Source organism: Microbacterium sp. ZW CA_36, from assembly GCF_044987475.1.
In the GTDB taxonomy this organism is placed as follows: Bacteria; Actinomycetota; Actinomycetes; order Actinomycetales; family Microbacteriaceae; genus Microbacterium.
The window spans coordinates 1-22,695 of sequence record NZ_JBJDRL010000024.1 but is presented as its reverse complement, the minus strand read 5'-3'; the positions used below and the strand labels follow the sequence as shown (position 1 = coordinate 22,695).

Sequence of the window (22,695 nt, the reverse complement as noted above, 5' to 3'; positions counted from 1 at the left end):
CCTTTCGGGCCCGGGAAGGGCTCTGCAAGTCTACCCGGGGCATGAAGGGGGGACCGGATGCCGCGGCATCCGGTCCCCCGTGAATCACCTGTCAGACCAGCGAACGCAGCACGTACTGCAGGATGCCGCCGTTGCGGTAGTAGTCGGCCTCACCGGGCGTGTCGATGCGGACGACCGCGTCGAACTCGACAGTGGCCTTGCCGGGTGCGGAGAACTCGCTCGGTTCGGCGGTGACGCGCACGGTCTTCGGCGTGACGCCCTCGTTGAGCTGCTCGAGACCCGAGATCGAGACGATCTCGGTGCCGTCGAGTCCGAGCGACGCCCAGCTCTCGCCGGCGGGGAACTGCAGCGGAACCACGCCCATGCCGATGAGGTTCGAGCGATGGATGCGCTCGAAGCTCTCGGTGATGACCGCCTTGACGCCCAGCAGGCTCGTGCCCTTGGCCGCCCAGTCGCGGGACGAGCCGGAGCCGTACTCCTTGCCGCCGAAGATGACGAGCGGCGTGCCCGCGGCCTGGTAGTTCTGGCTGGCGTCATAGATGAACGACTGCGGGCCGCCCTGCTGCGTGAAGTCGCGGGTGAAGCCGCCTTCGACCTCGGCGCCGTCGTTGACCGCGCGCACCAGCTGGTTCTTCAGGCGGATGTTCGCGAACGTCCCGCGGATCATCACCTCGTGGTTGCCACGGCGCGAGCCGTAGGAGTTGAAGTCCTTGCGGTCGACGCCGTGCTCGGCGAGATACTTGCCCGCCGGGCTGTCGGCCTTGATGTTTCCGGCCGGGCTGATGTGGTCGGTGGTGACCGAGTCCAGCAGGGTGGCCATCACGCGCGCACCCGAGATGTCGGTGACCGGCGTCAGCTCCATCGTCATGCCGTCGAAGTACGGGGGCTTGCGCACGTAGGTGGATGCGTCATCCCACTCGAACACGTCACCCGTCGGGGTCGGGAGGGTCCGCCACCGCTCGTCGCCCTCGAAGACGCTCGCGTACTGATGGGTGAACATGTCCTTGTTGATCGACGAGTCGATCGTCGCCTGCACCTCGGCCGAGTCGGGCCAGATGTCCCGCAGGAACACGTCGTTGCCGTCCTGGTCGGTGCCGAGCGCGTCGACCTCGAAGTCGAAGTTCATCGAACCAGCGAGGGAGTACGCGATCACGAGCGGCGGGCTCGCAAGGTAGTTCATCTTCACGTCGGGGTTGATGCGGCCCTCGAAGTTGCGGTTGCCCGAGAGGACGGCCGTCACGGCGAGGTCGTTCTCGTTGATCGCCGCCGAGACCTCCTCGATGAGCGGGCCCGAGTTGCCGATGCACGTGGTGCAGCCGTAGCCCACCGTGAAGAAGCCGAGCTCTTCGAGGTCCTTGGTGAGGCCGGCCTTCTCGTAGTAGTCGGTGACGACCTTCGAGCCGGGCGCGAGGGTGGTCTTGACCCACGGCTTGGCCTTGAGGCCCTTCTTCACGGCGTTGCGCGCGAGCAGACCCGCCGCCAGCATGACCGACGGGTTCGACGTGTTCGTGCAGGACGTGATCGCGGCGATCGTCACGGCGCCGTGGTCGAGGACGAACTTCTCGCCGCCCTCGAGCGTCACCGGGGTCGGCTTCGACGCCGTCGCCGGCGCGTGGCTGTGGTGGTGGTGCTCGTGGTGGCTGTACTCGTCCTCGGGCGAGTTTCCGGGCGGGTCGGACGCCGGGAACGACTCCGAGCCCTCGAGATCGACCAGATCGTGGTCGACCTCGGCGTAGTTGGTGAGGTCGCTCTCGAACTGCTGCTTCGCCTGCGAGAGGACGATGCGGTCCTGCGGGCGCTTGGGACCGGCGATGGACGGGACGACCGTGGACAGGTCGAGCTCCATGTACTCGCTGAAGACCGGCTCGCGCGAGGGGTCGTGCCAGAGGGACTGCTCCTTCGCATACGCCTCGACCAGTGCGAGCTGCTGCTCGTCACGGCCCGTGAGGCGCAGGTAGTCGACGGTCACGCTGTCGATCGGGAACATCGCGGCGGTCGAGCCGAACTCCGGGCTCATGTTGCCGATGGTGGCGCGGTTCGCGAGCGGAACGGACGCCACGCCCTCGCCGTAGAACTCGACGAACTTGCCGACCACGCCGTGCTTGCGCAGCATGTCGGTGATGGTCAGCACGACGTCGGTGGCGGTGACGCCGGTCGGGATCGCGCCCGAGAGCTTGAATCCGACGACCTTGGGGATGAGCATCGACACCGGCTGGCCGAGCATCGCGGCCTCGGCCTCGATGCCGCCGACGCCCCAGCCCAGGACGCCGAGTCCGTTGACCATCGTCGTGTGCGAATCGGTGCCGACGCAGGTGTCGGGATAGGCGCGCAGGACGCCGCCGACGGTGCGGTCGTAGATGACCTTCGCGAGGTGCTCGATGTTGACCTGGTGGACGATGCCGGTGCCCGGCGGGACGACCTTGAAGTCGTCGAACGCGGTCTGGCCCCAGCGCAGGAACTGGTAACGCTCGCCGTTGCGCTCGTATTCGATCTCGACGTTGCGCTCGAGGGCGTTCTCGGTGCCGAAGAGATCGGCGATCACCGAGTGGTCGATGACCATCTCGGCCGGCGACAGCGGGTTGATCCTGGTCGGGTCGCCGCCGAGCGCCGTGACCGCCTCGCGCATGGTGGCGAGGTCGACGATGCAGGGAACACCGGTGAAGTCCTGCATCACGACGCGAGCCGGCGTGAACTGGATCTCGGTGTTCGGCTCGGCCGCGGCATCCCACGACCCGAGAGCCTCGATCTGCTCCTTGGTGACGTTCGCGCCGTCCTCGGTCCGCAGCAGGTTCTCGAGCAGCACCTTGAGGCTGAACGGGAGCTTCTCGTAGCCCGCGACCGTGTCGATGCGGAAGATCTCGTAGTCGGTGCTGCCGACCGTCAGGGTGCTCTTCGCACCGAAGCTGTCAACCGTGGACACGTCTGTCTCCTTCGTCGGCGGCGGGATCGTGCCGGAGTCCGGCATCCCCATCTTCCCCCGCCCCGAAGCCCGCGGCTAGTGAGGTCGACCTAACGGATCGAGGGAAAACTATCTTGATGTCAAGATAAATGTATCACTTCGGCGCGCGGGGGTAGAGCGCGCGCACGGCGAGCCACGTGACCGCGACCAGCGGTGCGAACAGGGGCAGGCCCATCACCAGCTTGAGCGTGCCGAGGGCCGTCACGTCGCCGGCGAAGTACAGCGGGACCTGCACGATGAGGCGCAGCGCGAACAGGGCGGCCCACGCGAGCGACAGCCAGAAGAAGACCCGCCGCTTGCGCCGGTCGGCGCGCCACGCGGTGCCCTCGCCCATGAGGAATCCGACCGCGAGTCCGATGAGCGGCCACCCGATGAGCGCCGACACGAGGAATGCCGTCCCGTAGATCGTGTTCGTGAGGAAGCCGGGGATGAAGCTGTCCTCTCCCCTGCCCGTCCACAGCGACAGGCCGGCTGCCGCGGCGGCCGCGATCAGACCGCCGATGGCGGCGCTCGCGGACTGCCGCTGGAGGAGCCTCACGATCGTGAACACGGCGGCCAGGCCGACAGACAGGCCGAGGCTCAGCGGCAGGTTGCCCGTCCGCGTCCCCGGGTCGTACGTGAGGGTCCACGCCACCAGGAACACGACGCCGGGAAGAACGGATTCCAGGATGCCGCGCCAGCCGCCCATCGCCTTCCACACGACGTGACCGGTGCTGCGGCTCTCCGCGGGGTCGAGCCCGGCGCGCCGTGCGGCGCCGCCGAGAGCTGCGCCGAGCACCTCGGATGCGGACGCCGGCGCCTCGGTCTCGTCGATGGGAGAGCTCGCCGCGTCGGCGGGGCCGTTCGCCGTTCGGTCCGAATCCGCGTCGTCGGGCCGCGCCCCGTCGCTCACGCCGAGCCCGGCGTGGCCGGCATGCGCAGCGGGATGAGATCGCGCGGCGGCATGGGCGATCCGCCGCGGACGACGACGATCGACCGGAACAGGTCCTCGACGGCTGCGGCGGCCTCGACATCGGCGGTCGCTGCGCCGCCGATGACGCCGCGGAGGAACCAGCGGGGTCCGTCGACGCCGACGAAGCGCGCGAGACGCTTGCCGGCGGTGCCGTCGGGACCGGCGACGACAGGCACCTCGGCGAGCAGCTCGGGGCCGAGCGGGCCTTCGCGCTCCTCGACGCGGCCGCCCTGCTGACGGATCTGCTGGCGGATCTGCTCCCGCGTCTCAGCCCAGAGCCCCGCCGAGCGGGGGGCGGCGAACGGCTGAACCTGCAGCGTCGAGCCGGAGTAGTCCAGCCCGACGGCGACGATGCGCTTCGTCTGCTCCTCGACCTCGAGGCGCAGGTTGAGTCCTTCTCGCGGCAGGATCTTGATGCCGCCGAGGTCGATGTACGGCCGCACCGGGTTGGCTTCGGACTCGTCGAACGGGCCGGTGGTGGCGCGGTCCTCGGGCGCGACCTTGCGCGGTCCGTCGGCGGATGAGGGGTCGGTCATGCGAGGACTCCGTCCTTCTGGTAGCCCGTGGAGCCGAAGCCGTCCTCGCCGCGCACGCTGTCGGGCAGGGTCTCCACGGGGATGAATACGGCGCGAGGCACCGGCATGACGATGAGCTGCGCGATGCGGTCGCCGACCGCGATGTCGTGCGCGTGCTCGCGGTCGGTGTTGAGGAGGATGATCTTGATCTCGCCGCGGTAGCCGGCGTCGATCGTGCCGGGGGCGTTGACGATCGTGATGCCGTGCTTGGCAGCGAGGCCGCTGCGGGGCACCACGAAGGCGACGTATCCCTCGGGCAGCGCGATGCGCACACCGGTGCCGACGAGCGCGCGGTCGCCGGGTTCGAGCCGCACCGCCTCGGCGGCGACGAGGTCGGCGCCGGCGTCTCCGGGGTGTGCGTACACCGGGACGTCGGGGGCGATAATGGGGACGTCCACCGTTTCAGTCACCCAACGAGGGTAATGCAGAACTCCATGCGTCACGCCGATGCCCGAAGCGGCCGCCCCGACGGCTATCGGGAGCGGCTCGGACCCTCCCTGTGGATCCTCGTCGCGGCCGCGGTCGCGGCGCCCATGGCCGCCCTCGTCCTCACACCGATCGACACCACGATCGCGCTCGTGGTGGGCATCTGCGTCGGGGTGCTGCTGATCGCGCTGCTCATCGCGGCTGCTCCGGTGGTCGAGGTCCGCGACGGTGAGGTGCGGGCAGGGCGTGCTCACATCGGCGTCGAATTCCTCGGTGCCCCCGAGGTGCACGTCGGCGACGATGCGCGTCACGCGCGCGGCGCGGGCCTCGACCCGCGGTCGTGGCATCTGATCCGAGGCGGGATCGACGGAGTCGTCGTCATCCCGGTGACCGATATCGACGACCCGACGACCGCGTGGGTGATTTCCTCGCGGACGCCGGATCGACTGTCCGCCGCTGTGCGGCGGGCTCAGATCACGCGGAGCACTCCGCGCAGATAGGGCCGTCGGCCGTCTCGTGATCGAGCTGCGAGCGGTGCTTCACAAGGAAGCAGTTCGAGCAGGTGAACTCATCCTCCTGGGGCGGGAGAACGACGACGTCGAGCTCGAGGTCCGAGAGGTCGGCACCGGGCAGCTCGAAGCCCGACGGGTTGTCGGCATCCTCCGCATCGACCGAGCCCGAGAGCTTGTCGGGAACGCGCTCCTTGAGCGCTTCGATCGACTCGCTGTCGTCCTCGGTCTTGCGGGGGGCGTCGTAATCGGTGGCCATGCGTGAACGTCTCAACTTCCGGGTATCGCGGGTTGCGCTCGCCCTTGCGGGCGGCGATAGTTTGCACGACGGTTCCTCTTTTCGCAAATGCGTCCGGCGGTGTCCACCACGTGCGTTCGCGTGAAACTCGCGGCACGCGCCGTATATTCCCGGCCTGGGCACTTCGCTGTGACACGATGGGGCGGATCAGGCAGCATCGGCTGCCATCAGCCCGACGGGGAAGTACAGCCGTGAGCCCAAGGGAAAAGTAAGGGGCGTCCGCATGGAACAGCTCAAGGTCATCGGAACCGAGGACGACAAGCTCATCCTGGCGACCGAGTCCGGCGAGAGATTCTCGCTCGATGTCGACGATGTGCTGCGGGTCGAGCTGCGCAAGGCGCGGCGCGACCGCGACGGCGACGTCCAAGCGCCGCGCGCGAGTCCGCGGGAGATCCAGGCGCACATCCGCTCCGGGCTGTCCGCCCGCGAGGTCGCCGAGCTCCTCGGCGCGCGCGTCGAGGACGTGGTGCGCTTCGAAGGCCCCGTGCTGGCCGAGCGCGAACACGTCGTCGGACAGGCGCTGGCGGTGCCCGTTCTTCTCGGCGGCGACTTCGAGGGCGACGGACAGACCACGTTCGGCTCCGCCGTGCGCGCCAAGCTCGCCGAGGCCGGTGCCATCGGCGAACGGTGGACGAGCTGGAAGGCGCCCACCGGCTGGACGGTCAAGCTGGAGTTCACGGCCAACGACATCGGGCACGATGCCCGCTGGGGCTTCGACCCCCGCCGCAGCACGCTGTCGCCGCTGAACTCCGACGCGATCCAGCTCTCCCGCCAGGGGTCGCTGCCCGAAGGGCTGATCCCGCGCCTGCGGGCACTGGACAGTGCACCGGCGAAGGACGACTCGCGCTTCGACAGCGGCGCGTTCGGTCCGCGGCGCCTCCCGGACGCCGACATCGAGTCGCCCGAGATCCCCTCGCCGGCCGCTCCCGCCGTCCAGGAGGCGGCGATCAAGCGTGCCAGCGAGCCCACCGTCGTCACGTCGGCCGAGACAGCGGATCTTCTCGAGGCCCTGCGCCGTCGCCGCGGTCAGCGCGAGCCGCTGCCGGGCGCCGACGAAGTGGCTGCACCGCAGCGCTCCTCGGCGCCGGTCGCGCTGTTCGACGCCCTCGAACCGGGCTACGACGAGGCACCCGCCGACGAAGAGCCGCCGGCATCCGACTATCAGGCGCCCACTCCCGCCGCGGTGGCGGAGGCAGGCCGTCGCAAGGGGCGCACCTCGATGCCCTCGTGGGATGAGATCGTCTTCGGCGCCCGTTCCGACGACTGACGGCTCAGGCGAACGCGCCGAGCCGGATGAGCGGCACGACCCGCTCCTCATCGGTCAGCGAGCCGTGCTGGCCCACCATCTTCTGCGGTGCCTTGTCGGCGAGGCGATCGTCGTAATACGCGATCCCGGTGCGCGGGGCGACGATCACGTCGCCGATGCGGCCGCCGACCTCGGGGTCGACGACCCCCATGAGTCCCGACGTCTCGAGCTCGGCGCGGGAGAAGACCCAGGCCCGCGACCCCTCGGCCTCGCGCCACCGCGCGAGCACGGCATCAGCCTGCCCGGCCTCGGCATACAGCTGCAGCATGCGCGGCTCGCCGCCGATGAGGCGGACGCCGTCGAGCAGGTCGCCGCCCTCGTCGAGCAGGATGTGGCGGTGACGGGGGACGTCGATCATGCCGTGATCCGAGGTGACGACGACGCCGGTGCTGCGGTCGACCGACGCCGCGAGCGTGCGGGCAGCGGCGTCGATCCGTTCCAGAGCGGCCACCCACTCGTCGGACTCCCAGCCGCGCTTGTGGCCCACCGCGTCGAGATCGGCCGCATACAGATAGACGAGCGAGCCCGGATGCCGCGCCGCCAGGTCGGCGGCGACACGTACGCGTTCGTCGAGGTCGTCCACTCCGTGGAACTCGGCGTCGCCCAGCGTCACGGCCGTGAATCCGGTGCGTGCGTACTCGTTGCGCGACACGGCGAAGAACGGCCGGCCGAGCGTGGCCGACAGCGGCGCGGCACGCTGGAACGACAGCGGCAGGCCGTCGGTGTCCCACCCGCGCAGCATGTTGACGACGTCGTCGGTGCCGGGAACCCGGGCGCGATAGCCGACGATGCCATGCTCCCCCGGCAGGGCGCCCGTGAGCAGACTCGTCAGTGCGGCTGCCGTGGTGGAGGGGAAGACGGTGCGCGCGGCATCCCGTCTCGTCCGCGCTTCGCTGAGGAAGCGCGCGTGTCCCGCGCGGGCGGCGAGGTTCGACACGCCCAGCCCGTCGATCACCCACACGATCGCGCTGCGCGCCGGTGCGAACCACTCCGATGTGCCGTTCAGTGCCGCCGACATCTCGGGCACGACACGGGTGAGGCTCCGGGCGCGCGGCGGGTCCGCGGGTAGGCTGAGGGACATCGGGGCCAGTCTCGCACACCGCGGCCGCGCCCTACCGCTCCCGCCGTCACCCGAGGCTTCATCGACACATGCCCGCTTCCCGCACCGATTCCTCACCCGCCGACCACGGACGCATCGAGGACGTCGACGTCTCGTCCGAGATGCAGACGTCGTTCCTCGAGTACGCGTACTCGGTGATCTATTCGCGCGCGCTCCCCGATGCGCGCGACGGGCTGAAGCCGGTTCAGCGGCGCATCCTCTTCCAGATGGCCGACATGGGGCTGCGCCCCGACCGCGGGCACGTCAAGAGCGCCCGCGTCGTCGGCGAGGTGATGGGAAAGCTGCACCCGCACGGCGACGCCCCCATCTACGACGCGCTCGTGCGGCTCGCGCAGCCGTTCTCGCTGCGCGTGCCGCTCGTCGACGGCCACGGCAATTTCGGCTCGCTCGACGACGGGCCCGCCGCCCCTCGCTACACCGAGGCCCGTCTCGCCCCTCCGGCGCTCGCGCTCACCGAGAATCTCGACGAGGACGTCGTCGACTTCATCCCCAACTACGACGGCCAGTTCCAGCAGCCCGAAGTGCTGCCGGCCGCGTTCCCCAACCTCCTCGTCAACGGCACGACCGGCATCGCGGTCGGCATGGCGACGAACATGGCGCCGCACAACCTCATCGAGGTGGTCGGCGCGGCCACGCATCTGCTCGACAACCCCGAGGCCACGGTCGACGAGCTCATGGAGTTCGTGCCCGGTCCGGATCTTCCCGGTGGCGGCATCATCGTCGGTCTCGACGGCATCAAGGACGCCTACACGAACGGGCGCGGCAGCTTCCGCACCCGGGCCAAGGTGTCGATCGAGTCGCTGGGCCCGCGCCGGACCGGGCTCATCGTCACCGAGCTGCCCTACCTCGTCGGCCCGGAGCGCGTGATCGAGAAGATCAAGGACGCGGTCAACGCCAAGAAGCTGCAGGGGATCTCGGACGTCACCGACCTCACCGACCGTCACCACGGTCTGCGTCTGGTCATCGGCATCAAGACGGGCTTCGACCCCCAGGCGGTGCTGGACCACCTCTACCGGCTGACGCCGCTCGAGGACTCGTTCAGCATCAACAACGTCGCGCTCGTCGAAGGGCAGCCGCAGACGCTCGGGCTCCGTGAACTGCTGCGGGTCTACCTCGACCACCGCATCAGCGTCGTCACGCGCCGCAGCCGCTACCGGCTCGCTCGGCGCAAGGAACGACTGCACCTGGTCGAGGGCCTCCTCATCGCGATCCTCGACATCGACGAGGTCATCCAGGTCATCCGCACCTCCGATGACGGCGAACAGGCGCGCCAGCGCCTGATGAGCGTCTTCGACCTGTCGGAGGCGCAGTCCGAGTACATCCTCGAGCTGCGACTGCGCCGGCTGACGAAGTTCTCCCGCATCGAGCTCGAGGCCGAGCGCGACAACCTCAAGAAGGAGATCGCCCAGCTCGAGGAGCTGCTCGGCAGCGACGTGCTGCTGCGCGCGCAGGTGGCGCATGAACTGGATGCCGCGGCCGAGGCGTTCGGCACTCCACGGCGCACCCTGCTGCTCAACGGCGGTCCGGTGCAGCCGCGCTCACGCGCCGCCGCGGCGGCCGCCGACCTGCAGATCGCGGATGCCCCGTGTCGCGTCTTCCTCTCGGCCACCGGACGCATGGTCCGCGCCGAGCTGGTCGCCGATGCGCCCGGTGGCGGCGTCGTGGCCCCGGCACGCCGCTCGAAGCACGACGCGATCCGCTCCTCGGTGGACGCGACGACCCGCGGCGACATCGGTGCGGTGACGAGCCTCGGCCGCCTGGTGCGCCTCTCCCCCGTCGACCTGCCTTCGGTCCCCGGCAACTCGGTGCAGCTGGGCGCCGGCACACGCGCCGATCAGTACCTCGGCCTGAGCGGCGGCGAGCACGTCGTCGCGCTGGTCCCGCTCGCCGACACCCCGCCGATCGCCGTCGGCACCGCGCAGGGCGTGGTGAAGCGGGTCGCCGCGAGTGAGCTCGGCAACAAGCACGACATCGAGATCATCTCTCTCAAGGACGGCGATCGCGTCGTCGGCGCCGCGCCGGCATCCGACGGCGCCGAGCTGGTGTTCGTCGCGAGCGATTCCCAGCTCCTGCGCTTCGACGCGTCGTCGGTGCGCCCGCAGGGCCGCTCCGCCGGCGGCATGGCCGGGATGCGGCTCACCGACGGCGCGCAGGTCATCGCGTTCGACGTCGTGGGGCCGTCCGAGTTCGACGCCGTCGTGGTGACGATCGCCGGCTCGAGCACCGCGCTCGCTGGCACCGACGCCGGCAGCGCCAAGGTGTCGCTCTTCAGCGAGTTCCCCGCCAAGGGGCGCGCGACCGGGGGTGTTCGAGCCCATCGATTCCTCCGCGGGGAGGACGCGCTCACCATCGCCTGGGTGGGCACCGATCCGCGTGCCATCGGCTCCGACGGGGCGGTCCGCGCCCTGCCGGCGGCCGGCGCGAAGCGCGATGCGTCGGGGACGGCCCTGGACGGGGTCATCGGCGCGGTCGGCACCGGCATCCGCTGACGTTCACCGGTCGTTGAGCCAGCGAGGAACGAGCGAGACGAAACGCGTCGAGCAGCAGACGGCGTTTCGTCTCGCTCCGCTCGCTCAACGAGCGGTGGTCGTCAGGCGTCGATGCGCTCCCGCACGAGCCGGTCGCTCGAGTCGATGATGAACTCCTTGCGCGGGGCGACGTCGTTGCCCATGAGCAGTTCGAAGACGGATGTCGCAGCCTCGGCATCCTGCATCCGCACGCGGCGCAGGGTGCGGCCGGCGCGATCCATGGTCGTCGTCGCCAGCTGGTCGGCATCCATCTCGCCGAGGCCCTTGTAGCGCTGCACCGGCTCCTGCCAGCGCTTGCCGGCCTTGCCGAGCTTCGTGAGCAGCCCGTGCAGCTCCGCCTCGGAGTAGGTGTAGATCGTGTCGTTCGGCTTGGTGCCGGGGTTCATCACGACGACGCGGTGCAGCGGCGGCACGGCGGCGTACACGCGCCCCTCGTCGATGAGCGGCCGCATGTAGCGGAAGAACAACGTCAGCAGCAGGGTGCGGATGTGTGCCCCGTCGACGTCGGCGTCGCTCATCAGGATGATCTTGCCGTAGCGCGCCGCCTCGAGGTCGAACGAGCGACCCGAGCCGGCGCCGATCACCTGGATGATCGCCGCGCACTCGGCGTTCGACAGCATGTCGCTGATCGACGCCTTCTGCACGTTGAGGATCTTGCCGCGGATCGGCAGCAGCGCCTGGAACTCGCTGTTGCGCGCGAGCTTGGCGGTGCCGAGGGCCGAATCGCCCTCAACGATGAACAGCTCGGACTCGCCGACGTCGTTCGACCGGCAGTCGGCGAGCTTCGCCGGAAGCGACGAGGACTCCAGGGCGTTCTTGCGACGCTGCGTCTCTTTGTGCGTGCGCGCGGAGATGCGCGCCTTCATCTCGGAGACGACCTTGTCGAGCAGGAGGCTGGTCTGCGCCTTGTCGTCGCGCTTGGACGACGTGAAGCGTGCCGAGAGCTCGCGGATGACGACGTTCGACACGATCTGACGCACGGCAGGAGTGCCGAGCACCTCCTTCGTCTGACCCTCGAACTGCGGCTCGGGCACCCGCACCGTCAGCACCGCGGTGAGACCGGCGAGGATGTCGTCCTTCTCGATCTTGTCGTTGCCGACCTTGAGACGCCGAGCGTTCTGCGTGACCTGATCGCGGAGGACCTTCATCAGGGCCTGCTCGAATCCCTGCTGGTGCGTGCCGCCCTTGGGCGTGGCGATGATGTTGACGAACGAGCGCGACACCGTCTCGTAGCCCGTTCCCCACCTGACGGCGACGTCGACGTGGCATTCGCGCTCGACCTCGGTGGGCACCATCGCACCGGACGGCTGCAGCACCGGGACGGTCTCGGTGAAGCTGCCGCTCCCGGTCAGACGCCAGGTGTCGGTGATTCCCGCGTCCGGGGCGAGGAAGTCGGCGAACTCGGAGATGCCGCCGTCGAAGCGGTAGCTCGTCTCGACCGGCTCGCCGGACTCGGTGCCGGGGCGCTCGTCGCGGATGACGATCTCGAGGCCCGGGACGAGGAACGCGGTCTGCCGCGCGCGCTGCTCGAGCTCCTGCAGGTTGAACGCGGCGTCCTTGGTGAAGATCTGCGGGTCGGCCCAGTAGCGGATCCGGGTTCCCGTCACGCCCTTCGCCGCGCGGCCGGCGACCCGCAGCTCGCTGCGCTGCTCGAACGGCGTGAACGTGGAGTCGGGGCTGCCGTTGGAGAAGATGCCCGGCTCGCCGCGGTGGAACGACATCGCCCATGTCTTGCCGCCGCGGTCGACCTCGACGTCGAGGCGCTCCGACAGCGCGTTCACGACGGATGCGCCGACGCCGTGCAGGCCGCCTGATGCCGCGTACGACCCGCCGCCGAACTTGCCGCCGGCATGCAGCTTCGTGAAGACGACCTCGACGCCCGACAGTCCGGTGCGCGGCTCGATGTCGACCGGGATGCCGCGGGCGCGGTCGCGCACCTCGACGCTGCCGTCCGCGTGCAGCACGATGTCGATGCGCGTGCCGTGCCCGGCGAGGGCCTCGTCGACCGAGTTGTCGATGATCTCCCACAGGCAGTGCATGAGGCCGCGGGAGTCGGTGGACCCGATGTACATGCCCGGGCGCTTGCGGACCGCCTCGAGCCCTTCGAGCACCTGGAGATGATGGGCTGAATACTCGGCGGTCACAGTCTCCCATCGTAATCCGCGCGCCCGACAGGGCCGCGCAGACACGCTTCGGGCCGAGCAGCGCTACGCGCTCAGCGAAATGTCGCCCATTCGCGGCATTCTCGAAACATCCCCGTGGTTGTATCTGATCACCGGCCAAGAGTTCTACATATACGAGGAGGCACCGAAATGACCACGCTATCGACACCCACAGAGCCCGGCGCCGTCCTCGAGTACCGCCTGACCGCGGTGGACCGCTGCGATTCATGCGGCGCGCAGGCCTACATCGCCGCCGAGGTCAACGGCAGCGAACTGCTCTTCTGCGCCCACCACGGCCGCAAGTACGAAGAGAAGCTCCGCAGCATCGCGACCTCGTGGCACGACGAGACGGCGCGGCTGGCGGAATAAGGCCCCCCGAGGTCCGCTGCTCCGCAGCCCCCTGACGACCGCCCCGTGAGACGCCTCGCGTCTCACGGGGCTTTCACGTGTAGACGCGCGGGATCAGCGGCGAGACCCTCACCGCGATTTCTTCGCCGATCGTGCCGATGACCTCGGCGAGGTCGGTCGCCGTCCCCTCGCCGGATCCGCCCGGGCCGTAGATCGTCACGACGTCTCCGACCGCGGCACCGGTCCATGCGTCGACGAGGGACTGCGCACCGCCCACCGGGCCGAGCCTGCGCGCACCGGCCGGTGTGCCGACCATGGCGCGACCGCGCAGCGAGGACGGCAGCCCGTCGGCTGCACCGATGTCGATCCGCACGGTCTCCTCGTGCACGGCGACCACCTCGGCCTCGAGCCGGGCGATCGTGCGCAGTCCGAGCGTGTCGGCCGACGGTCCGCCCGCAGATCGGATGCCGTAGCAGAACGCCCCCACCCGCACCATGTCGTAGCGGAACTCAGGGCGCGCGAACGACGCGGCGCTGGCAGCCAGATGCCGGACGTGAGGGCGGATGCCGACGGCCTCTGCCTCGTGCAGCGCCCGCTCGAACACAGCGCGCGCGTCGTCGTCCTCGGCATCCGAGGCCTCGGCGATGTGGCTCCAGACACCGACGACGTCGATCCGCCCCGCGGCCTGCAGCGCAGCGGCCCGCGCGACGAACGTGCTCCACTCCTCCGGGCGGACGCCGTTGCGGTGCAGCCCGGTGTCGATCTTGAGATGCACCCGCGGCGCGCCGGCGGCGTCGGATGCGGCATCCGCGAGCTCCTCCAGGAGCTCGGCGTCGCCGATCCCGAGGTCCAGGTGCGCTGCGATGGCGGTGCGCAGATCGTCGCGCGACGCGGCGATCCAGGTGAAGATGCGGGCCGCGTCGCCGGCAGCGGCGCGCACGGCGGTTCCGGTCCGCACGTCGAATGCGCCGAACCACGTGACGCCGGCGGTCGTCGCCGTCTGCACGACGGCTTCCAGACCGTGGCCGTACGCGTCGTCCTTGACGACGAGCATGAGCTCGGCGGGCGCGACCGTCTCGCGCACCTGCGCGATGTTGGCCGTGAGCGCCGACAGATCGACGTGCAGTCGCGCCGTCACGGAGCCGCCTCGCGGATGGCGCGAAGCCCCACCGTCGTGATGAGCTCCCCCTCGCTGAGGCCGGTCGCCTGAACCCAGCTCGAGAGCGACGGCTCGCCCAGCGAGGGGTCGCCGAGGAACAGCACCTCGTCGCCGCGCCGCACGGCGGCATCCGTGATCTCCACGACGCAGACGTCCATCGCGACGCGCCCGACGATGTGGTGGCGACGGCCGGCGATGGCGACGTCGACGGCGCCGCCCAGCGCGCGGACGATGCCCTGCGCGTAGCCCCCCGTCACGAGGGAGATGCGGGTGTCGGCGGCTGCTCGGTAGGCGTACCCGTACGACACGCCCTCGCCCGCGCGGAGGTCCTTGACCGACAGCACGGTGCCGGTCAGGCGCAGCACAGCTGTCGTGGACGGGCCGGCGCCGGGGAGTCCGAACAGCGTCGACGGCGTGAGCGTGGTCGAAGGTCGCGCGATGGCCGATCCGTCGGCCGTGAAGACGGGCGCTTCCGCCGCAACGAGCCCCTGAGCCTCGAGAACCTCGTGCACGAGTGAACGGCCGTGGCCCCAGGCATCCGCCTCGAGGACCGACGGATCGAACGAGCGGATGCCGCGCTCCCACGCAGCACGGGCGTTCGCGGTGAGCGCGCCCCGCGAGATCCGGGCGACCGGGCTGCTGCGGGGAGCCGATCCCGGCGCGGGCACGCCGTGCCCAGGGATCGAGGAACTCACGCCTCTAGACTATCGGGGTCCCCCGCACCCGATCCCGGAGCACGCATGCCTTCTCAGGGCCTCGCCCTCTCGAACCGCCTTCGCTATCTCGCCTGGCGTGTCCGTCGCATCGATGTCGGATCCGTGCTCGAGCGGGCGAGGGAGACTGCCCATGCGCACGGCAGATGGACCCCGGCCGTGATGGTCGACATGCTGTGGTCGGCCGGTTTCAGGCAGGTCGGCTTTCAGGACTACGTCGACTACGACTTCGCGATCCTGAACCGCGCCGAGCGGGCGACCTACATGACGCACCCGGTGTCGAACGAGCTGTCTCAGAAGTACGACCATCCCGATTACCGCGGTCTGTTCCAGGACAAGGTCGAGTTCGACCGCACGTTCAGCGACTTCCTCCGTCGCGACTGGATGGTCGTCGAGGAGAGTAACGCCGACGCCGTGCGCGCCTTCGCCGAGAAGCAGGGCACCATCGTCACCAAGGAGCCCGTCGGCCAGGCCGGGACCGGCGTGCACCGCTACCACGCCGCCGACATCACCGACTGGGACGAGTTCCACCGCGGCCTGCTCTCGCGTGGCGAGCTGCTGATCGAGGAGGTCATCCGCCAGCACGCGGACCTCGCCGCGGTCTGCCCCGGCACGGTCAACACCACCCGCGTCACGGCCTTCTTCGACGGGGAGACCACGCACATCCTGGCCATGGCGCAGAAGTTCGGCCGCGGCGCGGTGAGCGACCAGATGACATTCGGCGGCTTCTACACGATGCTCGACCAGAACGGCCATGCGGTCGGCCCCGGGTACGACTCGCACGGGCATGTTCACGTCACGCACCCCGACAGCGGCTTCACGATCGCCGACTTCCAGCTGCCGATGATCGACCAGGTCAAGGAGTTCGTCGACCAGATCGCGCGCGTCGTCCCGCAGGTCCAGTACGTCGGCTGGGACATCGTGGTCACCCCCGAAGGCCCGGTGCTCGTCGAGGGCAACTGGGGCGCCGGCGTCTACGAGAACAAGCCCAGCGTCACCGGCATCCGCACGGGGCACAAGCCGCGCTACCGCGAGGCCATCGGTTTCTGACCCGGCGCGGATAAGGAAAAGGCGCGGCATCCGGAGGGGTGCCGCGCCTTTCACATGACTGCGATCAGACCGCGCGCACGATGCCGAGCGGTGTGGACTGGTGCCCCTGACCGAGCGGGTTGTCCTTGAGGATCGCGACGAGGCGCTTCTCCCCCGCCTTGTCGAGGGTCGAGCCGAGGATGTTGCCGCCGAGGTCGTTGATGTCGACCACGGCCACCTCGGGCGCACCGCCGAGCAGCGCCTTGACCTGCTGGGCGACCTCGCGCGGACGCTCGGGGCCCAGCACGACCGCCTTGTTGTACGGCGGGATCGTGCCGGACGTGGGACCGTCGATCGCCCGGGCCTTGTCGCCGGCGATGCGGTAGAAGTCGCCCTTGCGCCCGAACAGCTTCGTGACGGCAGACACCGCTGCCGCGAACAGGATGCGGATCGGACCGCACTCGCGCAGCGCCATCTCCATGGTCTCGGGCATGCCGAGACCGATGCCGTACGGGGTGCGCGTGACGTACTTCGAGAGGAAGAACGCGAGCCGGCGGGGCTTGATGTCCTCGACGAGGTACGAACGGCCCTGCGTGATCGCGACGATCTTCTCCGTCACGAACAGCAGGTCGCCCTCGCGCACGACGTCCCCCGCGTACTCGCGGATGAACTCGTCGAGGTCGTCGCCCGGCATCACGACCCGCGTGCGGATCGGGATGCGCGCGAACGACGAGCCTTCGACCTGGACGGTGAGCGCCTTGCCGGCGTTCGCCTCGCTCACTCGAGGTAGTCCCGCAGGGACTGGGAGCGGGACGGATGCCGCAGCTTCGCCATGGTCTTCGACTCGATCTGGCGGATGCGCTCGCGGGTGACCCCGAACGTGTCGCCGATCTGGTCGAGCGTCTTGGGCTGGCCGTCGCCGAGGCCGAACCGCATGCGGATCACGCCGGCCTCGCGCTCCGAGAGCGAATCGAGGAGCGACTCGAGCTGACGCTGCAGCATCGTGAAGCCCACAGCGTCGGCGGGAACAACGGCCTCGGTGTCCTCGATGAGGTCACCGAACTCGCTGTCGCCGTCCTCGCCGAGAGGAGTGTGCAGCGAGATCGGCTCACGGCCGTACTTCTGCACCTCGATGACCTTCTCGGGGGTCATGTCGAGCTCGCGGCTGAGCTCCTCGGGCGTGGGTTCGCGACCGAGGTCCTGCAGCATCTGACGCTGGACCCGCGCGAGCTTGTTGATGACCTCGACCATGTGCACCGGGATGCGGATGGTGCGCGCCTGGTCGGCCATGGCGCGCGTGATGGCCTGACGGATCCACCAGGTCGCGTACGTCGAGAACTTGAAGCCCTTGGTGTAGTCGAACTTCTCGACCGCGCGGATGAGGCCGAGGTTGCCCTCCTGGATGAGGTCCAGGAACTGCATGCCACGACCCGTGTAGCGCTTCGCGAGCGACACCACGAGACGCAGGTTGGCGCCCAGAAGGTGGCTCTTCGCGCGCTGGCCGTCGCGGGCGACCCACTGCAGGTCGAGTCCGAGCTGCGAGGTCTTCTCAGCGGCCGACATGTGCGACAGCTTCTCTTCGGCGAACAGTCCCGCCTCGATGCGCATCGCGAGCTCGACCTCTTCGGCCGCGTTCAGCAGCGGCACCTTGCCGATCTGCTTCAGGTAGTCCTTGACGGGGTCGGCTGTGGCGCCGGTGATCTGCGTCGAGTACACGGGGACGTCGTCCTCGTCGCTCGACGAGATGACGATCGCACCCGTGGGCAGAGGCTCGGTGAACACGGGCTTCGTGCTCTCCTCGTCCTCCTCGTCGTCGTCGGACGCGGCGGCGTCGTCGGTGGAGGCCTTCGCGTCCTTGGCGGCCGGGGCCGCCTCCGCGGTGTCGTCCGCGGCATCCGTTTCGATGTCGTCGGCCTCGATCTCGACGTCGTCGTCGAGCTCCTCGACGTCGTCCTCGAAGTCGTCGTCCGACTTCTTCGCGCGCTTGGACGCGGTCTTCGGTGCCGCCTTGGACTTGGCGGCGCCCTTCGCTGCGGGAGCCTTCTTCGCGGCGGGAGTCGTCGCCTGGTCCGTCTCGGTGTCCTTCGCGGCCGAGCGAGCCTTGGTGTTCGTGCCTGGAGTCACGTTTCGCCTTTCACCGGTCGACACGCCCTGCGTGTCTCCGGTCGGTTTCGGACACTAGTAAGACCCTTGTCAAGTCCACATCTTCAGCCGGAAGCCGGACGAAGACGGTTGACAACGGGTCAGAGCGTCTAGTATCTCATACTTGCCGTGCGCCGCCAGCATCGCCCCGCGTGGACCGGCGCACCTCCATCACCCAATTCAACGCGCTGGTCCGGCGTGGAATTCCACCCACGCCGCAGCCGAAGGATCAGGAGCCGCGCTTGTCGTCCTCCGCCGGCCGTGTCGCGAGGAATCGCTCGAGTTCGGCGGCGAGCTCGTCGGCGCTCGGCAGATCGCCGGTATGGATCATCGGGGTGGCCAGCGTCGACCCCGCCATGTAGGCGTCGTAGCGCTCTTCGAGTCCCTGCACCATCCTGGCCAGCTCGTCGCTGCCCTCGATCTGCTCGGTGACCTTCTCGAGGTACTCGCGGTTCTCGTCGCGCAGGTCGTCGCCCGCGAAGACGAGGCCCGTCGCGACGGTGAGACTGTCCAGCGCCGCGAGAGCCGCGGCGGGGTACTCGGTGTCACCCAGGTAGTGCGGGATGAGCAGGACGAAGCCGGCGATGCGCACCCCGGCTGCGGCGAGCCGGTACTCGAGCAGATGACCGGCGGTCGCGGGCACCTGGGTGTGGGGCTGCCACACCGAGTGCGCCTCGGTGAGCTCTGACCGCGTGCCGCTGACGGTGGTGCCGATCGGTCGCGTGTGAGGGACGGGCATCGGGATCGCGTGGACCCACGTGACCGTCGACACGCCGTAGCTCTCGGCGAGATCGAGCACGGCGCCGGCGAAGGCGTCCCAGGCGAAGTCGGGCTCGTAGCCCGCCAGCAGCAGGAACGGCTGCCCGAGCGCATCGTGGGCGAACGAGAGCTCCAGACGCGGCGGCCGGTAGTCGGTGAGGTGGTCCTTCTCGAACGACACGATGGGCCGGCGCGCACGGTAATCCAGCAGCGTGTCGTTGGAGAAGACGGCCAGCGGCGACGGCGACAGATCGTCGCGGAAGTAGTCGATGACTCGGCTCACGGCGCTGCCGGCGTCGGTGAACCCGGTCAGGGCGATCACGAGCGGCAGCCCGCGCGGCACGGGCGGCGCGGAAGCCGCACGCTCGAACAGCGGGCCGGGAAAAGGCATGGTCCCATGCTACGAGTCACCCCGACATGGTCGGGTCGCGCCGGTCGCGCTCAGAGCGAACAGTCGTCGTCCCTAGGATGGAGACCATGTCGTTTCCCGACCTCGAGTACCGCACCGCACCCGTCCGAGAGTCCGACGCCGACCTCCTGCTCGTCGCACTCCCCCCGCTCGAGGCCGAGGACTCCCCCGACCTGTCCGACTGGCCGGGACTTCGCGATGCGCTCCTCGGTGTGGGCTTCACGGGCGCTGCAGGCTCATGGGTCCGCGCATACGCGCCGGAGGCCACTACGCAGCCACTGGCCGTCGTCGGCACGGGATCGGATCCGGATGCCGCGGCTCTGCGTGACGCGATCGGCGCTGCGATCCGCGCGCTGACCGGGTTCGCGACAGTCGCCGTCGCCGCGCCGTACGCCGACCCCGCCCTGTGGACCGCGATCGCGGAGGGCGCGGCCCTCGGGGGCTACCGGTTCGACGGGTACAAGAGCGAGGCGCCCAAGCCGCGCGCTGCGCGCGTCGTCGTCCACGGCACGGCCGAACCCGACGACACCGCCCTGAAGCTCATCGTCGAGACCGCGGCATCCGTCGCCCTGGTGAAGGACCTCGTCAACATCCCGGCGGAGTGGCTCGGCCCCGCCGACGTCGCCCGGCGGGCCGCCGAGTCCGTGTCGGATCTGCCCGTCACCGTCGAGATCCTCGACGAGGATGCGCTGCGCGAGCAGGGCTTCGGCGGCATCCTCGGCGTCGGCCAGGGATCGGATCGCCCGCCGCGCCTGGTGCGTCTCGAGTACGCACCCGAGAGCGCCGCCAGGCACGTCGCGCTCGTGGGCAAGGGCATCACGTTCGACACCGGCGGGCTGTCGCTCAAGCCGGCGGCCTCGATGGTCGGGATGAAGTACGACATGGCCGGAGCCGCGACAGTGCTCGCAGTGCTCAAGGCCGCGGCATCCGTCGGAGCGCCCGTCAAGGTGACGGCATGGCTGTGCCTCGCCGACAACATGCCCTCGGGGCGCGCGACGCGCCCGGGCGACGTGCTGCGCCTGCTCGACGGCACCACGGTCGAGGTGCTCAACACCGACGCCGAGGGGCGCCTCGTCCTCGCCGACGGACTCGTCGCCGCCAGTCGCGAGCACCCCGATGTCATCGTCGACGTCGCCACCCTCACCGGTGCGATCCTGATCGCCCTCGGCACGCGCCACACCGGCGTGATGGGCGACGACGAAGCCGTGGCGGCGTATCTGGCCGCCGCCGCCGTGGCCGGCGAGCCCGCATGGCAGCTGCCCCTGCCCGGCCACATGGTCGAGGAGCTCGATTCGCCGATCGCCGACCTGCAGAACGCCAAGATCGGCGATCCCGCCGGCGGTTCGCTCTTCGCAGGCCTGTTCCTGCGTCACTTCGTCGGCCGCACGGCCGACGAGGAAGATGCGCCCCGCATCCCGTGGGTTCATCTCGACATCGCCGGCAGCGGCACCCACAAGGGCGCGCCGTACGGCTTCACCGACAAGGGACCGACTGCCGCGACAGTGCGCAGCTTGATCCGCTTCGTCCTGGCTGACCTCGATGAGGAGGCACGATGACCGACCATTCCTTCGATCTCGTCATTCTGGGCGGTGGGAGCGGCGGCTATGCGGCCGCACTCCGCGCCGCGGAACTCGGCAAGACCGTCGCCCTCGTCGAGAAGGACAAGGTGGGAGGCACCTGCCTGCACCGCGGCTGCATCCCCACGAAGGCGCTGCTGCACGCCGCCGAAGTCGCCGACACCGCACGGGATGCCTCGGCCATCGGCATCCGCGCCACCTTCGAGGGCGTCGACCCGGCCGGTGTGCGTGCCTACCGCGAAGGCATCGTCGCGAAGAAGTACAAGGGCCTCGAAGGCCTCGTGAAGGCTCGCGGCATCACGGTCGTGAACGGCGAGGGCCGGCTCGAGGCAGGACCGGCCGTCCGCGTCGGCGACGACCTCTACCTCGGCACCGACGTCGTGCTCGCGACCGGGTCGTACAGCCGCACGCTTCCGGGGCTCGAGATCGGCGGCCGCATCCTCACCAGCGAGCACGCCCTCGAGCTCGACGAGATCCCCACGAGCGTCGTCATCCTCGGCGGCGGCGTCATCGGCGTCGAGTTCGCGAGCGTGTGGCGCTCGTTCGGCGCCGACGTCACGATCGTCGAGGCGCTCGACCACCTCGTGCCGAACGAGGACGTGGCGATCAGCAAGGGCCTCGAGCGTGCATTCCGCCGCCGCGGCATCCAGTACTCCCTCGGTGTGCGCTTCCAGACCGCGACGCAGACGGCGGATGCCGTCACCGTGACCCTGGAGAACGGCAAGACGTTCACCGCCGACTACCTCCTGGTGGCCGTGGGCCGCGGACCGGCGTCTGCCGGCCTCGGCTACGAGGAGGCCGGCGTCACCATCGACCGCGGATTCGTGCTCACCGACGAGCGTCTGCGCACCGGCGTCGACCACGTGTGGGCCGTCGGCGACATCGTCCCGGGGCTGCAGCTCGCCCACCGCGGATTCCAGCAGGGCATCTTCGTCGCCGAGGAGATCGCGGGCCACTCCCCCGTCGTGATCCCCGACGCGCAGATCCCCAAGGTCACCTACAGCCACCCCGAGGTGGCGTCCGTCGGTCTCACGGAGGCGCAGGCCGCAGATGTGCACGGCGCCGACGGGATCGTCGCGTACGAGTACAACCTCGCGGGCAACGGCAAGAGCGAGATCCTGGGCACGAGCGGCATCGTCAAGGTCGTGCGCGCCAAGGACGGACCGGTCCTCGGGGTGCACCTCATCGGCGATCGCGTCGGGGAGCTCATCACCGAAGGGCAGCTCGTCGTGGGGTGGGAAGCCCACCCCGAAGACATCGCCCCATACATCCACGCGCACCCGACGCAGTCCGAAGCGCTCGGCGAGGCGTTCCTCGCCCTCGCGGGCAAGCCGCTGCACGCGCTCTGACCCTCGCGGTCGCCCCTCATCACTAAGCTAGATCCGATATTTCTTCAGAAGGAGACATCCTCATGAGCACATCCGTGGTCCTCCCCGCTCTCGGTGAGAGCGTGACCGAGGGAACGGTCACCCGCTGGCTCAAGAACGTCGGCGACACGGTCCAGGCGGACGAGGGCCTGCTCGAGATCTCCACGGACAAGGTGGACACCGAGATCCCGTCGCCGGTCAGCGGCGTCATCGAGGAGATCCTCGTCCAGGAGGACGAGACTGTCGAGGTCGGCGCCGTGCTGGCGAAGATCGGCGACGGCTCCGGTGCCGCCGAGGCGCCCGCTCCGGAGGCTGCCGCCGCCGAGGCTCCGGCCCCCGAGGCCGAGGCTCCGGCCG

The 22,695-nt window shown here is 69.7% G+C and carries 20 protein-coding genes; 8 read left to right on the top strand and 12 right to left on the bottom strand.

Annotated features, from left to right (window positions below):
- Window positions 1–91: 91 nt before the first annotated feature.
- The 4 genes from acnA to dut form a co-directional block, all read right to left on the bottom strand.
- Window positions 92–2,920, bottom strand: coding sequence for an aconitate hydratase AcnA (acnA, locus tag ACI3KX_RS11930; RefSeq protein WP_363357362.1), 2,829 nt, complete (start codon window positions 2,918–2,920; stop codon window positions 92–94).
- Between the two features lie 133 nt (window positions 2,921–3,053).
- The gene (locus ACI3KX_RS11925; protein WP_404909896.1) at window positions 3,054–3,851 is read right to left on the bottom strand and encodes a DUF3159 domain-containing protein; all 798 of its coding nucleotides are present in this window, start codon (window positions 3,849–3,851) and stop codon (window positions 3,054–3,056) included.
- On the bottom strand, window positions 3,848–4,447 hold the full coding sequence (locus ACI3KX_RS11920; RefSeq protein ID WP_308867229.1) for a DUF3710 domain-containing protein: 600 nt from the start codon (window positions 4,445–4,447) through the stop codon (window positions 3,848–3,850). The genes ACI3KX_RS11925 and ACI3KX_RS11920 overlap by 4 nt, the downstream gene beginning before the upstream one ends.
- Complete coding sequence (gene dut / locus ACI3KX_RS11915; protein WP_404909895.1) at window positions 4,444–4,896, bottom strand: dUTP diphosphatase; 453 nt, start codon at window positions 4,894–4,896, stop codon at window positions 4,444–4,446. Before dut ends, ACI3KX_RS11920 begins: the two co-directional genes overlap by 4 nt.
- Before the next feature lie 12 nt (window positions 4,897–4,908).
- Between dut and ACI3KX_RS11910 the strand changes: the two genes are divergently transcribed.
- Entirely contained in the window at window positions 4,909–5,412 is a 504-nt protein-coding gene (locus ACI3KX_RS11910) for a DUF3093 domain-containing protein (RefSeq protein WP_349427506.1), read from the top strand.
- Here the strand turns inward: ACI3KX_RS11910 and ACI3KX_RS11905 are convergent.
- Window positions 5,387–5,680 carry a DUF4193 domain-containing protein gene (locus tag ACI3KX_RS11905; protein ID WP_308867225.1) on the bottom strand — a complete coding sequence of 98 codons (294 nt, stop codon included), beginning with the start codon at window positions 5,678–5,680 and terminating at the stop codon, window positions 5,387–5,389. The genes ACI3KX_RS11910 and ACI3KX_RS11905 overlap by 26 nt on opposite strands.
- 262 nt (window positions 5,681–5,942) lie before the next feature.
- Here ACI3KX_RS11905 and sepH point away from each other — a divergent pair, with 262 nt between their 5' ends.
- Window positions 5,943–6,986, top strand: coding sequence for a septation protein SepH (gene sepH, locus ACI3KX_RS11900; protein WP_363357360.1), 1,044 nt, complete (start codon window positions 5,943–5,945; stop codon window positions 6,984–6,986).
- A gap of 4 nt (window positions 6,987–6,990) precedes the next feature.
- Here sepH and ACI3KX_RS11895 read toward each other — a convergent pair whose 3' ends face one another.
- A complete protein-coding gene (locus ACI3KX_RS11895) occupies window positions 6,991–8,106 on the bottom strand; it encodes an alkaline phosphatase family protein (protein WP_404909894.1) in 1,116 nt (371 codons plus the stop codon).
- A 68-nt stretch (window positions 8,107–8,174) separates the two neighbouring features.
- Between ACI3KX_RS11895 and ACI3KX_RS11890 the strand changes: the two genes are divergently transcribed.
- Entirely contained in the window at window positions 8,175–10,634 is a 2,460-nt protein-coding gene (locus tag ACI3KX_RS11890) for a DNA topoisomerase (ATP-hydrolyzing) subunit A (RefSeq protein WP_404909893.1), read from the top strand.
- Window positions 10,635–10,735: 101 nt separating this feature from the next.
- Here ACI3KX_RS11890 and ACI3KX_RS11885 read toward each other — a convergent pair whose 3' ends face one another.
- Window positions 10,736–12,817: a DNA topoisomerase IV subunit B gene (locus ACI3KX_RS11885; RefSeq protein WP_363357357.1), complete on the bottom strand. Its 2,082-nt coding sequence runs from the start codon at window positions 12,815–12,817 to the stop codon at window positions 10,736–10,738.
- Window positions 12,818–12,985: 168 nt separating this feature from the next.
- Between ACI3KX_RS11885 and ACI3KX_RS11880 the strand changes: the two genes are divergently transcribed.
- Entirely contained in the window at window positions 12,986–13,204 is a 219-nt protein-coding gene (locus ACI3KX_RS11880) for a hypothetical protein (protein ID WP_194415370.1), read from the top strand.
- A gap of 73 nt (window positions 13,205–13,277) precedes the next feature.
- Here ACI3KX_RS11880 and ACI3KX_RS11875 read toward each other — a convergent pair whose 3' ends face one another.
- Together ACI3KX_RS11875 and ACI3KX_RS11870 are read right to left on the bottom strand one after the other, a co-directional pair.
- Window positions 13,278–14,321 (bottom strand): alanine racemase, encoded by a 1,044-nt coding sequence (locus ACI3KX_RS11875; protein WP_404909892.1) that lies wholly within the window; start codon window positions 14,319–14,321, stop codon window positions 13,278–13,280.
- Window positions 14,318–15,037 carry an alanine racemase C-terminal domain-containing protein gene (locus ACI3KX_RS11870; RefSeq protein ID WP_404909891.1) on the bottom strand — a complete coding sequence of 240 codons (720 nt, stop codon included), beginning with the start codon at window positions 15,035–15,037 and terminating at the stop codon, window positions 14,318–14,320. Before ACI3KX_RS11870 ends, ACI3KX_RS11875 begins: the two co-directional genes overlap by 4 nt.
- A gap of 45 nt (window positions 15,038–15,082) precedes the next feature.
- Between ACI3KX_RS11870 and ACI3KX_RS11865 the strand changes: the two genes are divergently transcribed.
- Entirely contained in the window at window positions 15,083–16,105 is a 1,023-nt protein-coding gene (locus tag ACI3KX_RS11865) for a sugar-transfer associated ATP-grasp domain-containing protein (RefSeq protein WP_404909890.1), read from the top strand.
- Window positions 16,106–16,169: 64 nt separating this feature from the next.
- On the opposite strand, the gene ACI3KX_RS11860 is transcribed toward ACI3KX_RS11865, so the two are convergent.
- The 3 genes from ACI3KX_RS11860 to ACI3KX_RS11850 all read right to left on the bottom strand — a co-directional run bounded on the left by ACI3KX_RS11860 (window position 16,170) and on the right by ACI3KX_RS11850 (window position 19,376).
- Window positions 16,170–16,865 carry a coenzyme F420-0:L-glutamate ligase gene (locus ACI3KX_RS11860; protein WP_404909889.1) on the bottom strand — a complete coding sequence of 232 codons (696 nt, stop codon included), beginning with the start codon at window positions 16,863–16,865 and terminating at the stop codon, window positions 16,170–16,172.
- Window positions 16,862–18,208, bottom strand: a complete 1,347-nt coding sequence (locus ACI3KX_RS11855) for an RNA polymerase sigma factor (RefSeq protein ID WP_363357352.1) — start codon at window positions 18,206–18,208, stop codon at window positions 16,862–16,864. The genes ACI3KX_RS11860 and ACI3KX_RS11855 overlap by 4 nt, the downstream gene beginning before the upstream one ends.
- Before the next feature lie 247 nt (window positions 18,209–18,455).
- Window positions 18,456–19,376 (bottom strand): PAC2 family protein, encoded by a 921-nt coding sequence (locus ACI3KX_RS11850; protein ID WP_349427496.1) that lies wholly within the window; start codon window positions 19,374–19,376, stop codon window positions 18,456–18,458.
- A gap of 86 nt (window positions 19,377–19,462) precedes the next feature.
- Here ACI3KX_RS11850 and ACI3KX_RS11845 point away from each other — a divergent pair, with 86 nt between their 5' ends.
- From ACI3KX_RS11845 to ACI3KX_RS11835, 3 genes are all read left to right on the top strand, one after another.
- Window positions 19,463–20,950 carry a leucyl aminopeptidase gene (locus ACI3KX_RS11845; RefSeq protein WP_363357351.1) on the top strand — a complete coding sequence of 496 codons (1,488 nt, stop codon included), beginning with the start codon at window positions 19,463–19,465 and terminating at the stop codon, window positions 20,948–20,950.
- Entirely contained in the window at window positions 20,947–22,320 is a 1,374-nt protein-coding gene (lpdA, locus tag ACI3KX_RS11840) for a dihydrolipoyl dehydrogenase (protein ID WP_363357350.1), read from the top strand. Before ACI3KX_RS11845 ends, lpdA begins: the two co-directional genes overlap by 4 nt.
- A 62-nt stretch (window positions 22,321–22,382) precedes the next feature.
- The coding region (locus ACI3KX_RS11835) for a biotin/lipoyl-containing protein (protein ID WP_404909888.1) at window positions 22,383–22,695 on the top strand (313 nt) is incomplete at its 3' end.

Bases quoted from the DNA above. Each gene is read 5' to 3' on its own strand.
- ACI3KX_RS11920 (WP_308867229.1), bottom strand. From the start codon at position 4,447: ATGACCGACCCCTCATCCGCCGACGGACCGCGCAAGGTCGCGCCCGAG.
- ACI3KX_RS11910 (WP_349427506.1), top strand. From the start codon at position 4,909: ATGCAGAACTCCATGCGTCACGCCGATGCCCGAAGCGGCCGCCCCGAC.
- ACI3KX_RS11905 (WP_308867225.1), bottom strand. From the start codon at position 5,680: ATGGCCACCGATTACGACGCCCCCCGCAAGACCGAGGACGACAGCGAG.
- sepH (WP_363357360.1), top strand. From the start codon at position 5,943: ATGGAACAGCTCAAGGTCATCGGAACCGAGGACGACAAGCTCATCCTG.
- ACI3KX_RS11895 (WP_404909894.1), bottom strand. From the start codon at position 8,106: ATGTCCCTCAGCCTACCCGCGGACCCGCCGCGCGCCCGGAGCCTCACC.
- ACI3KX_RS11890 (WP_404909893.1), top strand. From the start codon at position 8,175: ATGCCCGCTTCCCGCACCGATTCCTCACCCGCCGACCACGGACGCATC.
- ACI3KX_RS11880 (WP_194415370.1), top strand. From the start codon at position 12,986: ATGACCACGCTATCGACACCCACAGAGCCCGGCGCCGTCCTCGAGTAC.
- ACI3KX_RS11865 (WP_404909890.1), top strand. From the start codon at position 15,083: ATGCCTTCTCAGGGCCTCGCCCTCTCGAACCGCCTTCGCTATCTCGCC.
- ACI3KX_RS11850 (WP_349427496.1), bottom strand. From the start codon at position 19,376: ATGCCTTTTCCCGGCCCGCTGTTCGAGCGTGCGGCTTCCGCGCCGCCC.
- ACI3KX_RS11845 (WP_363357351.1), top strand. From the start codon at position 19,463: ATGTCGTTTCCCGACCTCGAGTACCGCACCGCACCCGTCCGAGAGTCC.
- lpdA (WP_363357350.1), top strand. From the start codon at position 20,947: ATGACCGACCATTCCTTCGATCTCGTCATTCTGGGCGGTGGGAGCGGC.